This window comes from Orenia metallireducens (genome assembly GCF_003001995.1).
Lineage (GTDB): Bacteria > Bacillota > Halanaerobiia > Halobacteroidales > Halobacteroidaceae > Orenia > Orenia metallireducens_B.
On sequence record NZ_PVNB01000010.1, the window covers coordinates 31,981 to 45,409 of the forward strand.

The window sequence follows — 13,429 nt, forward strand, 5'->3', positions numbered from 1 at the left end:
GAAAATAATTATAGTAGTATATTTAATTTTTTATCAGTGCCAGGAGGTCTAATAATGAACAAAACAATCGGAGTTATAGCCCACGTCGATGCAGGTAAGACGACATTTTCAGAAGGGCTGTTATATCATACTAATACAATTAGAGAACTGGGTCGAGTAGATCATCAGAGTTCTTATCTGGATACTCATCAGCTAGAAAAAGAGCGAGGTATCACTATCTTTTCTGAACAGGCTGTGATGGATTATAAAGGAGATACTTATTATTTAATCGATACCCCTGGTCATGTGGATTTTTCCCCGGAGATGGAAAGAACGATCATGGTGATGGATTATGCTATCATCATTGTTAGTGCTGTCGAAGGTGTACAGGGGCATACCGAAACAGTTTGGGAGTTAATAAAGAAGCATCAGATACCAGCCTTCTTCTTTATTAATAAGATTGATAGAATTGGAGCAGATGTAGAAAGAGTTATGGAAGAAATCAGAGTTAATTTGACTGAAGATGTCTGCCTTCTTAACTCTTCTGTAAATGAAGACTTGGAGGAAGAGGTAATAGAGTTTGTAGCAGAGAGAAATAATAAACTCTTAGAACTATATCTTGATGGTGACTATAGTAAAGAAATCTGGTTAAATCAGATAAGAAAAATGATTGAAAAGAACAGATTAGATCTAGCTAGCAGTGGTTCAGCTTTACAGGATCAAGGAGTTATTGAATTTTTTGATAACTTTCATCAGCTGACAGAAACTAACTATACTGACCAAGATTTTAAAGCAAGAATCTATAAAATAGGTCATGATGATCAGGGGAATAGAATCTCATTTATGAAAATATTAGGTGGAAGTATAAATGTTAGAGATGAGCTGAGTTATCTAGCTGGTGATGATGAAATCAGTGAAAAGATAACTCAGCTAAGAGTCTACAATGGAGAAAAATATGAAACAGTAGAATCTGCTAGGGCTGGTCAGCTAGTGGGGGTGATGGGATTATCCAAAAGTAGAGCTGGATTGGGGTTAGGAAATGTTGATCAAGCACCAGCTTATAATATGATAGCTACTTTAAGATCGAAGGTTATTTTTGATGCTTCAACAAATATCAAGGAAGTCCTAAGAGTTTTCAAGGTTTTAAATGATGAAGATCCTTCTCTGCAAGTTGCTTGGCAGGAAGAGCTACAGGAGCTTCAGATTAATGTAATGGGACCGATTCAGCTTGAGATATTAAAGGAAATTGTTAAGGATAGATTTGATTTGAATATAGATTTTGGTGAGCCTGGGATTATCTATAAAGAGACAATCACTGGTGAAGTTTTTGGCTATGGTCACTTTGAGCCTCTGAGACATTATGCTGAGGTTCATCTCAAGATCGAGTCAGAAGAGAGAGGGAGTGGGATAGTTTTTGAAAACTTATGCCATGTCGATGCTTTAAGCAGAGGAAATCAGAATCTGGTTAAGCAGCATATCTTTGAGAAGGGGCACAAAGGCTTACTGACAGGAAGTCCTTTAACTGATCTAAAGATTTCCTTAATAACAGGAAGAGGACATAATAAGCATACTTCGGGAGGAGATTTTAGAGAAGCTACCTATCGAGCTTTACGACAGGGGCTGGAAAAGGCCGATAATATCCTCCTTGAACCTTACTATGGCTTTAAGATAAAAGTAGATTTAGATGATCTGGGCAGGGTTTTAGCGGATATTCAGAAGGCTAGTGGCACTTTTGAACCTCCCAAGATTATAGAAGATAAGGCTATAATTAAAGGGAGAGCCCCTGTAGCTACTTTTATGAATTATCCGACTGAATTATTAGCTTTTACCAGTGGTAAGGGAATGATAAACTTAACATTTAGTGGCTATGATATTTGCCATAATCAAGAGGAGGTTATTAAGAGAATCAACTATAATAAGGATGCAGATAAGGAGTATAGTTCATCCTCTATCTTTTGTTCTAAAGGTCAAGGCTATACAGTGCCATGGTATGAAGCAGAGGAGCAGATGCATTGTGGCTAATGAAAAATTATTCTATAATAATATAGAAATAATCGTAAATATTTAAGTAAAAGATAAAGAGTAGAAATAGAGAGTAGAAATAGAGAGTAGAAATAGAGAGTAGAAATAGAGAGTAGAAATAGAGAGCCGGGGTATTTGCCCCGGCTTTTTTATGTAATAATATATTTTCACAGTTATTTTTGGGATTTTAAAGAACTAAAGTGGAATACTAATTTAAGACTAAAGACTAAAGACTAATCAACTAATAATATCGAATTTATTAAGGAGCTGAAATAAATGATACAACCATCATATATAGGTTTATATAAGTCAGGAGAATTAGAAGAAAGGGTAGAGAAGGCTTATCAAATATTGGAAGATTGTACTCTCTGCCCCCATCACTGCCATGTTGACCGTAGCAAGGGGGAGCTTGGTTATTGTAAAACAGGGGATAAGATTAGGATTGCTAGTTTTGGACCGCATTTTGGAGAAGAAGGACCATTAGTTGGTAGTTATGGGTCAGGTACTATCTTTTTTAGTGGTTGTAACTTAAGGTGTGTTTATTGTCAGAATTATGATATAAGCCAAGTTCCTGCTGGAGATGAGATTGATAAGAAGAAATTAGCTCAAATTATGCTTTCATTACAGAAACAGGGTTGCCATAATATTAACTTTGTTACTCCAAGCCATATGATTCATGCTCTCTTAGCAGCAATCTTAGAAGGAGTAAAGAAAGGTCTTAGGATTCCAATTGTTTATAATTCAGGAGGATATGATGACTTAGAGGTATTACAACTCTTAGATGGGGTGGTTGATATCTATATGCCTGATCTTAAATATGCTGATGAAGAGACTGGGTTAAAGTATTCAAAGGTTGAAAGATACATGACAATTGTTAAGACTGCTTTAAAGGAGATGCATCGACAGGTAGGAGATTTACAGATAAGAGATGGTTTAGCGACCAAAGGATTAATTATTCGTCATTTAATATTACCAGAAAATCTAGCAGGTACTGAAGAGGTTATAAACTTTATTGCTCAAGAATTATCACCAAATACTTATGTGAATATTATGGAACAATACTACCCAGCATATAAAGCTAAAGAGTATAAGGAACTTAGCCGCTCTATTACCTCAACAGAGTTTGATTATGCTATAAAGCTTGCCAAAAATGCTGGGCTTAACTTAATTTAGAATTAAGTATGTTAAGTAAAAAAATTATTAGGAGAAGAGGCTTAGCAGAGCTAGAAGTAGTACCTAATATTGCTTCTGCTGAAAATGATGAAATTTATATTATGTTGACGTGGGTGTTGTTTTAAATGTCTTATGGAATTGAGAAATGTAAGAATCAATTTTAAGAATTCGAATATATTTTACATAAACTTAACACAAAAAGTATTGTTCCAGTATTTTTTAACACAAACTTGACATATAATGATAAAAGTTATATAATTTCTCTTATAGTTAACATGTAGTTCACATTGACGTTTAGTTAATAATTCTTTAAATTTTTAAAATATATTCAAAAGGAGGGAAAGATATGCTCAAGGTTAAAGAAGCTGTCAAAGAATTCAATGGATTTAGAGCGGTTAATCGCTGTTCAATAGATGTTCCAGCCAATAAAATTACTGGTTTAATAGGTCCAAATGGTGCAGGTAAGACTACCTTATTTAATCTGATTTCTGGAGGACTTACGTTAGATACAGGCGAGGTCTGGTTTAATCAAGAACGAATCGATCAATTACCAGCCCATAAGATTGTCCATAAGGGATTATATCGTACCTTTCAAATTCCTAGGGCTTTAGAGAAGATGACAACTATCGAAAATCTAATGCTAGTACCAGCTAATCAGCTAGGGGAGAAGATTTGGAACTCATGGTTTAGAAATAAACAGGTTAAGGCTGAAGAACAAAAGATTAAGGCTAGGGCAGAGGAGGTTTTAGGATTTTTAGAGTTGACCCATGTTAAGTATGAACTTGCTGGAAATTTGTCGGTAGGTCAGAAGAAGCTTTTGGAATTGGGAAGGGCTTTAATGTCTGATCCAGATATGATTCTACTAGATGAACCAGCAGCAGGAGTCAATCCTACTTTGATGAAAAAAATTGCTGAGAATATTCGTAAGCTCCAGCAACAAGGTAAGACCTTCTTGTTAATCGAACATAATATGGATTTAATCATGGATATATGTGATAAGGTGATTGTAATGAATAATGGCGAGCATTTAATTGAGGGAACACCTCAGGAGGTTCGCAATAATAAAGAGGTTTTAGAAGCCTATCTTGGTGTAGAGGAGGGTCACAATGATATTGCAGGTTAAGGATGTAGTCTCTGGCTATGGAGATATGGATATCCTCCATGGAATCTCTATAGAGGTCAATCAAGGGGAGATTGTTTCTATTGTCGGTCCCAATGGCTCAGGTAAATCAACTACCCTGAAGACAATCTTTGGTTTAGTCAATTTAAAGCAAGGAGAGGTTCTTTATTATGGTGATTCAATCAATCAAAATACCCCAGATCAGCTAGTAGGATTAGGATTATCCTTTGTACCCCAAAGTGATAATGTCTTTCCTTCATTGACAGTCCATGAGAATCTGGAGATGGGGGCTTTTATAAGTAAGACCAATAAGAAGTATAGATTTGATTTAATCTATGATCTCTTTCCACCATTAAAGGAGAAGAGAAAGACCCAGGCTGGTAACTTAAGTGGTGGGCAAAGGCAGATGGTAGCCTTTGGGCGAGCCTTGATTATGGAGCCTGAGCTACTCTTATTAGATGAACCAACAGCTGGTTTATCACCACTTTATATCGATATGATCTTAGAAAAGGTGGCTGAGATAAATAAGGAAACTGGAGTATCAGTTCTAATGGTAGAGCAGAATGCTAAGAAGGCTTTAAAGATGTCAGATAGAGGATATGTCTTGGCAGCTGGACAGAAGAAGTATGAAGATACAGGGCAAGCTTTATTAAATAATGAAGAGGTAGCACAACTTTTCCTTGGGGGGTGATGGTATTGTTATTACAATTAATCAGTAATGGGATTATCTTAGGATGTATAATTGCTTTAGGTTCGATTGGTTTATCATTATTATATGGAATTTTAAAGTTTGGTAACTTTGCTCATGGTGATATGATGACTTTAGGGGCATATTTTGCTTTTTTATTTAAGGTACAATTGGGGATGCCAATGTGGGCAGCTTTTGTGCTGGCAATGGCTCTAACAGCATTTGTGGCTATTATTGTAGATCAGATTATCTATAAGTCATTAAGAAAGAGTGACTCGATCATACTCCTAATCGGTTCAGTAGGTATTGCCTTGATTTTAAGGAACTTTATCCAATTAATCTGGGGACCACAGAATCACTTTTATGATAAAGGGATTCAGATGCCTATCAAATTAGGTTTAGGTGTTAGAGTCAAACCAAATCAGATTTTAATCTTAGTGGTGACAGTAGCTTTGGTAATCTTGGCACATTTATTCTTAAGGAAAACTAAGATGGGAAAAGCAATGAGAGCAATGTCTGATAATATGGATTTGGCTAAAGTAACAGGAATCAATACTGAGCAGGTCATCAAATGGACTTGGGTTTTAGGTGCAGTGTTGACAGCTGCAGCAGGAATCTTATTAGGAATCGATACTCATCTATCACCTAGTATGGGGTGGAATTTACTGTTACCTTTATTTGCTGCAACTATCTTAGGAGGGATAGGTAGTCCCTATGGAGCTATGCTAGGTGGTTTAGTGATAGGAGTTTCTCAGGAACTTTCTACATTGATTATTCCTCCAACTTATAAACCAGGTGTTGCCTTTCTGATTATGTTACTGATGTTATTAATCAAGCCAACTGGTCTGATGGGAAGGAGTGTTTAACTATGATATCCTATTTAATCTTCTTTTTAATTATCTGTGGTATTTATGGGATTATGACCTTAGGATTGAACCTACAATGGGGCTATACAGGTCTATTTAATATAGGAGTTGCTGGATTTTGGGCAGTGGGGGCTTATACCTCAGCTATTTTGACTAAACCACCAGTCCCAGAGCATTTAGGAGGCTTTAATCTACCTTTTATTGTTGGGATTTTGGCAGCTGCTGTAGTCAGTGGAATAATAGCCTTTTTAATTGGGATTCCTACCTTACGCTTACGTGAAGATTATTTAGCGATTGCTACAATTGGCATAGCTGAGATCATCCGTTTAATTGTTAAAAATGAAGAGTGGTTGACCAATGGAGTAAGGGGTATCTCAGGTATTCCCAAACCTTTTCACTCACTGTTAGGTAATGCTTATAACTTCTTCTATCTTATCTTGGTAATAGTGGTTTTAGCGATAATCTATTTTATCATTCAACGCGGGATTCAATCTCCCTGGGGTAGAGTCTTGCGGGCTATTCGTGAGGATGAAGAGGTGGCTACAACTGCTGGAAAGGATGTCTTTCGTTATCGTTTAGAATCTTTGATCTTAGGAGCGATGATTATGGGAGTAGGTGGAGCGATCTATGCTCATTTCACTTCTTTTATCAGCCCGGAAGCCTTTAAACCGATGCAAGGAACCTTTCTAGTCTGGGTAATGTTGATTATAGGCGGTAGTGGCAATAGTCTAGGTGCTTTGCTAGGGGCATTAATCACTTGGAGTATCTGGTCAGGTACAGAGATTTTAACTTCATTTCTACCCTCAGCAATTACAACTCAAGCTGCAGCCTTTAGAGTTATTTTAATTGGAGTACTATTAGAGGTAGTCTTGTTGACTAAACCAGAAGGATTATTGGGGGAAGATCCTCATGTTTCATCAGTACTTAAAGAGTAGAGTTTTTTCTATTATTTTAATCTGTGCTGTTAATTGATACTTTTACTTTATTATTGAAAATATTTTTCGGGAAAGCTTATCAGCTTTTTTCCCGAGTGACTTTTAGCATTGCCCTAAAAGTAACCAAAAGGTCTAGAAAAAAATTAAACTCACTCAGCAAGCAATATAATGAATAATATCATTTGTTAGATTCTTTAATAATTAAAATTTGATTTAATCTAAATTTTCTGTTCAATTTTTGCTTCGTTCAAACATTAATTTTTTTCACCTTTAAAAAGCTTAACTATTAATTATCAACTATCAACTGATTTAAAAAGGAGGAGTTTCTAATGTTTAAGAAGAGAAAATTCATTTTATCAATAATATTATCTTTGGTGTTAGCTTTATTATTGACTGCTTGTGGAGGTAATGTAGAGAAGACAGCCAAGAAAGAGGAAGCAACAAGTAAAGAGGTTATTAAAGTAGGTACTTTGGTTCCCTTAACAGGTGGCTTAGCTTCTTATGGTCAGTTCTGTCAGCAAGCGACTATCTTAGCTGAAGAGTTGATCAATGAGCAAGGAGGTTTACTTGATGGTAAGAAGTTAAAGTTAGTACACATGGATACTCAAACTAATCCTCAAGCGGGAGTTGATGCAGCTCAAAAGTTAGTTTCAATCAATAATGTACCAGCCTTTGTAGGTGCTTTATCTAGTGGAGTAAGTATTCCAGTAGCTGAGAGTGTAGCAGTACCTAACCAAGTTGTTCAAATCTCTCCTTCATCTACTTCACCAGTCATTACAGGCTTAGATGATAATGATTTTGTCTTTAGAACTGTACCATCAGATAGCTTACAAGGTATTGTAGCTGGAGATTTAGCAGTTGATCTAGGTTATAAGAAGATGGCGATTATTTATGTTAACAATGACTATGGTAAAGGTTTATCAGAAGCAGTTACAGCAGAGTTTGAACAGAAAAGTGGAACAATAACTTCATCTATTGGATTTGAGCCAAATAAGGCTTCTTATCGTGGGGAATTACAGAAAGCTGCTGAAGGTGATCCAGAAGTCTTATACTTGATTGCTTATACCGATGATGGAGGGACTACTATCATTCGTCAATCCTTAGAAGGAGGATTCTTTGATAAATTCTTATTCTCTGATGGTTTAAAGGCTCCTGAAGTTGCTGAGGGAATTGAAAAGTATTTAGAAGGTACTTATGGAACTGCTCCAACCTCTATGCCAGGTGGAAATGGACCAGAGTTATTTAAGGCAGCTTATAAAAAAGAGTTTGGTAAAATACCTCCAAAACCTTATATGGATACTTCTTATGATGCTACCTTTGTGATAGCTTTAGGGATAGAGAAGGCTGGAAAAGCTGATGGTCCTGCTATTCAAAAGGCACTTAGAGAATTATTATCTTTAGATGGTGTTCCAGTAACAGTTAATGAATGGTCAAAGGCTAAGCAGCTGATTAAAGAAGGAAAGAAGATTAGATATGAAGGGGCTAGTGGACCAGTCTTCTTCAATGAGGCAGGAGATGTACAAGGTGCCATTGGTATCTGGAAGATAAGTAATGGAGATATTGTTAGTGAAGATGTAATAGTAAAATAAACTAACTGCTAAAGACCGAGCAAATGCTCGGTCTTTATTTAGTGGAGATAAAAGGATTTTTATTAAGGTGATTTTAAATAAAGCTATCATTTAATATAATACTTAAATTTACTAATTATCTCTAATTAATGTTTTATAATTAATTAGACATTGTTAGGATATGTTGATATAATTATTTTGTTATGTTAGTATTTTGGTATCGATGGAATTTATTAAAAATTTAAATTTAGCTAGAGATCCTTCTTATCTACTTGTGATTTATAGCTGGATTTAACTTTAATAATTATATTTAAAAATGAAAGGAGAAAATTATGAAGAATTATATCAAGAATTTCGTATTAGTAGTTATGGTAGCTTTAGTTGGACTAGTATCTGTAAATGTAACTGCCTATGGAGAGGGGATAGAGGAGGTTTCTTTACTCGATAAGATAAAAGATATATATATGGTTGATGCCGATGCTGAGAGTAAGAATGTTCCTTTTGTATACTACATAAATGAAGCAGGGTTTATGATAGGTGATTTTTATTATAATACTAACCTATTTGATAATGAAACGAAGCTTACTTCAGTTATCATGTATGCTCCAGGGAGTGATATGATTACTTCCTTTAATGATTTAAGGGATTATCCTTTAACGGAGAAGTTGTCTTTAGGTGCAAAACTTAAGGTGATTAAATATAATGATATTAAAAATGGAGCTATCGGTAATGATAGTTCTAATGAAGAGATTCCTGAGGAGTATATGAATGCTTTGCATAAATTTAAAGGTTTAGAAGGTGGAGAAAGAGATTTTGTGTATGGTGTAGCCACTGGACAAATAACAGAGAAGATGATAAATGATAATCCAACATACCAATATCTATATAATAAAAATAAAGATTTAATAAATACACTAGAAGATGATAGAGATAAATTAGATGGATATCAATTATACCATGGTTGGAATAATAGCTTAGGATTTAATTTAACTTATGATATTAATGAAAATAATGCTATTATTAGTGAGTATAATTATGAGGAATTGACCAGTCAGGTCAGGGATTATAAATCAGATACAATCTCTGTAGCTTGGGAGAATAAAGATGTAGATAATGAGAATAATCCAAGAGAGGGTCATCGAGTTATCACTAGGGTTAAGAAGAGTTTAGACCTATTGGGTCATGATAATGAGAATAACTGGGACTATATGAAGTATACCTTAGATTTTAGAAAGTACTTCCCAGTATTTAAAAATTCAACTCTAGCTGTTAGAATGAGAACTCAATCTACCACTGGCGAGAAGAGAATTGATCAAGAAAGAAGTGCTTTACTAAAGTTCCAGACTGGAGATCCAACAGCTGCAGTCTATACCTATGCTCCTTTCTTTGATATGTCATTATTAGGGGATCTAGATACAATGAAGGGCTACAATTATTATCGCTTTTATGATAATAACTCTGTCTTATACCAGACAGAGTTAAGAATACCAATGGATCATATTCTGACAGGCCTACAAGGTAATATTTACTTTGAAGCAGGTAGGGTAAGTGCTGATTTTGATAAGGAGTTATTTACTAAAGATATGCATTATTCGGGAGGTTTAGGAGTTAGATACTTCTTTAATGAACATGTGATAATCCGAACTGATGTAGGTGTCTCTGAAGAGGGGACACAATTTAGAATGAATATCGGTCAAACTTTCTAGTAAATAATATAAGAGTTATGATAATATATATTATCATAACTCTTTGTTTTTTATTTTTATAGTTTTAACAGTTTGCTTATACTTAAACTAGATAGGAGGATTAACCTAAAAAATAGAGAATTATTATTTGGTATCTAAGTATAGTCAGGAGGACTTATAATGAAGATAAAAGGGATTGCTACATCAATTGTAGATAGATTGGTTGCTAAGACTGTAGAGTTAGGGCAAGGAAGAGTAGCAGGATTGATTGCTTTTGTCAATTCTAAAGGTTATATAGATTCAGCTGCAGAGATGGTCTTTGGAGAAGGTGTTTCTTTGCGGAAGGTCTTATCTAAGATTACTACTGAGCAAGATTTGACTTTATTTGAATTAATCAACCTTTTACCTGAAAATGCAGTCTTGGTCAAGACTGATCCAGGTTCTACAGGGATTATTGAGCATCCAATAGGAGTCGATTTATTGAATACTCCTATTGTGAAGATTGGGGTTAAAATGGGAAGAAAGTCTGGTATAGGAATTGTTTATCCAGATAGTAGAATCTTTGATTTAATCAGTTATGAAGAGGATTTAGAGTTAAAGAAGTTGACAGTTAAGACTATGGAAGAGGAGCATGCTTTAGTAGAGGAGATTTATGATTTGAGTCATGAGTTCTTAAAGTTTTATCAGAAATTAGCTGAAGTAGAGATTTCAGAGGTGGAATTTAATCCAAAGCAGATCAAAGCTTCACTAAAATTAGATACTATAGAGATTAAATCTATTGATAAGGGTCTAGTAGAAGAGCTAGTCAATAAATCTATGGAGATAGAACAGGGTGTAGAGGTAGGTACTATAGCCAAGGTAATAGATGGTCATGTGCTAAGAGCGGGTGAGCTAGTAACTGGTGGAATTGGCTATGTTCCAAGTAGGAAACTCTCTTCTAGCTATACCGATATCACTGGAATATCATCCTTAGAAGTCTATAGTAAGCATATCCCCCTAGATACAGTGATCGTTCATACCCATCCTGGAGGGACTGGGGTGATGCATAGTGGTGATGCTGAGAATGGTCCAGATTTATTTGGTAGACCTATCATTGCTATTGGCCATGACCAAAAGGGTCAGATTAAAGGTGCAACAGTTATTGAGGTAAGTGATAAATTGGCCAAATTAGATGGAGAGTATAGTTATGCCAATGATATGTATAGTGAAGCAGAGACTGTAGATGAGGAGATCAAGTATAGGAATATGATGCATGATATCGATAAAGAGTATACTAAGCTTTCTAAACCTATTAAGATTTTATAAGTCTATTAGGTTATATCCTATTTAAGAATTAATTTAGGAATTGAATAATATTTACCAGAATAATGGTCAAGGTTCTGGATAGAATATTAATGGAGGTGGTTAGATATGACTTCATTATTCCTAAAAGAGAGTCTGTTTTGGAGCAATGCCGAATAGATTTTCAATAGGTCTATAGTGAAGGTTCTATTCTTTAACCATCTAACAGTTGGGTTATTTATAAACAACTCAACCACAGCAGTAGGAGCTGAGAAGTTCCTGCTGTTTTTTTATTATCCATTAGATTTAATTGGAATTCTAGTATTAAGATAGAGGTTTTTCTATAATTATAAAGAAGTAAATTTAGAAATAAGTCAATATTAAGTTGCTCAGCCAATAACTGCTTTTAAAGTAGTAGAAAGTCACTTATTTTAAGTTTGACCAGCTAAAGGATAAAGTAAAATAAGTTTGGTCGTCATTTATAAGGAGGAATAAGGCTTGAAAAGAGAAGAGATGTTAAAGTTGTTTAAACAGTACACAGAGGGATGGAAAGAGTGGAATAAAGCCATGATTCTGGGTTGTTTAGATACTAATTCTATAATTACAGAATTTAATGGGAAATGCTTTAGTGGAATAGAGCAGATAAGAAGATGGTTAAGTGATTGGGAGAAGGAAGGCAATAGGGTAAGCCAATGGGATATCAAGAATGAATATTATGATTTAGACTCTAAGGTAGCAGTATTTGAATGGGAATTTAGTTGTATGATAGGTAGTGATAAGCATCATTTTAAAGGAAGCAGTATAGTTAAGTATCATAAAAATTTAATAAAAGAGATGAGAGAGTATCAAATGGAAGCAGAGTGTTATTATCCATGTGAATAATTAATATTAAAGGTTATTTGGTTGTTTATACTAGAATAATTAAAGAATATTAAATTCAGATTTGAGATAATATTTAAAGTTGAAAAGGTGAGAATGAGTTTATATTAGCAAAATTTGTATCTGTATATCTCATAAATTTGTGGAGCATTATCGGAGAGAGCAGTCTATTTCTCTTAACATTAAAAAATGTCATCATAAAAATATGATTGAAAGGTATGTTAATAATGAAAAAATTTATACTGCTAACATTATTCATAATTTTGTTCTCTACTAGCATTAAAGCTGAAGAAGACTATTTAGGGCAAGATTTATCTTGTTTAAAAGATTCAAATGGTAAAATAGTAGAATTAAATAGTGATATTATCAAGTTAGAAGATTATGATTCTAATATTGACACTAAAAAACGAGTTGAAAATTTATTGGATAAATATAATTTTTATAGAATAAATTATTTAAGTGATGGTTTAAGAGTTGTAGGTTACATGGTTAAACCTAAAAAAGAAGGAAAATACCCTGTTATCATTTGGAATAGAGGAGGGAATAGGGAATTTGCTAAAATAACCAAAAATGAACTGGTTTACTTTTCTCAGTTAGCCTCCAGAGGTTATGTTGTTATAGCTTCTCAATATAGAGGTAATGATGGTGGAGAAGGAAAAGAAGAATTTGGAGGAAAAGATATTAATGATGTATTGAATTTGATACCATTGGTAAAGAGTTTACCTTTTACTGATAATAATAAGATTGTGATGTTTGGAGTTTCTAGAGGAGGAATGATGACCTATTTAGCAATAAAAAAAGGTGCAGATATCAAAGCGGCTGTAATAGATTGTGGACCTACAGATTTAATTCAAACTTATAATGAAAGAAATTATGTAATGAGAAAGGTACTTGAAGAATTAATTGGGGGGAGTCCAAGGGAGATGAAGGATGAATATATAAAACGTTCTGCATATTATTGGCCTGAAAAGATTGAAGTACCCGTATTAATCTTACATGGTAAATTTGATCAAAAGGTTAAAGTAAGTCAAGCAGAAAAATTAGCAAAGAAATTAGAAGAGCTGGATAAAGAATATAAATTAATATTATATAATGACTCTCATGGAATTATTATACCAAGCAATTGGAAAAAATGGAATAAAGAAATGTTTAAATGGTTCGATAAATATTTAAATGATTAAAAACTACTACGATCATATAATATATGATTAAAGAGCATAGATGAAATTTAAG

The 13,429-nt window shown here is 34.2% G+C and carries 11 protein-coding genes; all 11 read left to right on the plus strand.

Features of this window, described 5'->3' with window-relative positions; all coding sequences use genetic code 11:
* The first annotated feature begins 54 nt into the window (after window positions 1-54).
* Window positions 55-2,001 (plus strand): elongation factor G, encoded by a 1,947-nt coding sequence (locus BX659_RS08500; protein ID WP_097018994.1) that lies wholly within the window; start codon window positions 55-57, stop codon window positions 1,999-2,001.
* Window positions 2,002-2,277: 276 nt separating this feature from the next.
* Window positions 2,278-3,174, plus strand: coding sequence for a radical SAM protein (locus BX659_RS08505; protein ID WP_097018995.1), 897 nt, complete (start codon window positions 2,278-2,280; stop codon window positions 3,172-3,174).
* Window positions 3,175-3,520: 346 nt separating this feature from the next.
* Window positions 3,521-4,297: an ABC transporter ATP-binding protein gene (locus tag BX659_RS08510; protein ID WP_097018996.1), complete on the plus strand. Its 777-nt coding sequence runs from the start codon at window positions 3,521-3,523 to the stop codon at window positions 4,295-4,297.
* Window positions 4,281-4,985 (plus strand): ABC transporter ATP-binding protein, encoded by a 705-nt coding sequence (locus tag BX659_RS08515; RefSeq protein ID WP_097018997.1) that lies wholly within the window; start codon window positions 4,281-4,283, stop codon window positions 4,983-4,985. Before BX659_RS08510 ends, BX659_RS08515 begins: the two co-directional genes overlap by 17 nt.
* Entirely contained in the window at window positions 4,985-5,848 is an 864-nt protein-coding gene (locus BX659_RS08520) for a branched-chain amino acid ABC transporter permease (protein ID WP_097018998.1), read from the plus strand. The genes BX659_RS08515 and BX659_RS08520 overlap by 1 nt, the downstream gene beginning before the upstream one ends.
* Before the next feature lie 2 nt (window positions 5,849-5,850).
* Window positions 5,851-6,783: a branched-chain amino acid ABC transporter permease gene (locus BX659_RS08525; RefSeq protein WP_097018999.1), complete on the plus strand. Its 933-nt coding sequence runs from the start codon at window positions 5,851-5,853 to the stop codon at window positions 6,781-6,783.
* A 329-nt stretch (window positions 6,784-7,112) separates the two neighbouring features.
* Complete coding sequence (locus BX659_RS08530; RefSeq protein WP_097019000.1) at window positions 7,113-8,372, plus strand: ABC transporter substrate-binding protein; 1,260 nt, start codon at window positions 7,113-7,115, stop codon at window positions 8,370-8,372.
* Window positions 8,373-8,683: 311 nt separating this feature from the next.
* A complete protein-coding gene (locus BX659_RS08535; protein WP_097019001.1) occupies window positions 8,684-10,057 on the plus strand; it encodes a BamA/TamA family outer membrane protein in 1,374 nt (457 codons plus the stop codon).
* A gap of 159 nt (window positions 10,058-10,216) precedes the next feature.
* On the plus strand, window positions 10,217-11,341 hold the full coding sequence (locus BX659_RS08540; protein ID WP_097019002.1) for a peptidase S7: 1,125 nt from the start codon (window positions 10,217-10,219) through the stop codon (window positions 11,339-11,341).
* A 474-nt stretch (window positions 11,342-11,815) separates the two neighbouring features.
* Complete coding sequence (locus tag BX659_RS08545) at window positions 11,816-12,199, plus strand: hypothetical protein (protein ID WP_097019003.1); 384 nt, start codon at window positions 11,816-11,818, stop codon at window positions 12,197-12,199.
* 224 nt (window positions 12,200-12,423) lie between these two features.
* A complete protein-coding gene (locus BX659_RS08550) occupies window positions 12,424-13,377 on the plus strand; it encodes an alpha/beta hydrolase family protein (protein WP_172431969.1) in 954 nt (317 codons plus the stop codon).
* Window positions 13,378-13,429: the final 52 nt, after the last annotated feature.

Bases quoted from the DNA above. Each gene is read 5' to 3' on its own strand.
- BX659_RS08515 (WP_097018997.1), top strand. From the start codon at position 4,281: ATGATATTGCAGGTTAAGGATGTAGTCTCTGGCTATGGAGATATGGAT.
- BX659_RS08525 (WP_097018999.1), top strand. From the start codon at position 5,851: ATGATATCCTATTTAATCTTCTTTTTAATTATCTGTGGTATTTATGGG.
- BX659_RS08550 (WP_172431969.1), top strand. From the start codon at position 12,424: ATGAAAAAATTTATACTGCTAACATTATTCATAATTTTGTTCTCTACT.
- BX659_RS08530 (WP_097019000.1), top strand. From the start codon at position 7,113: ATGTTTAAGAAGAGAAAATTCATTTTATCAATAATATTATCTTTGGTG.
- BX659_RS08540 (WP_097019002.1), top strand. From the start codon at position 10,217: ATGAAGATAAAAGGGATTGCTACATCAATTGTAGATAGATTGGTTGCT.
- BX659_RS08520 (WP_097018998.1), top strand. From the start codon at position 4,985: ATGGTATTGTTATTACAATTAATCAGTAATGGGATTATCTTAGGATGT.
- BX659_RS08500 (WP_097018994.1), top strand. From the start codon at position 55: ATGAACAAAACAATCGGAGTTATAGCCCACGTCGATGCAGGTAAGACG.
- BX659_RS08535 (WP_097019001.1), top strand. From the start codon at position 8,684: ATGAAGAATTATATCAAGAATTTCGTATTAGTAGTTATGGTAGCTTTA.
- BX659_RS08510 (WP_097018996.1), top strand. From the start codon at position 3,521: ATGCTCAAGGTTAAAGAAGCTGTCAAAGAATTCAATGGATTTAGAGCG.
- BX659_RS08505 (WP_097018995.1), top strand. From the start codon at position 2,278: ATGATACAACCATCATATATAGGTTTATATAAGTCAGGAGAATTAGAA.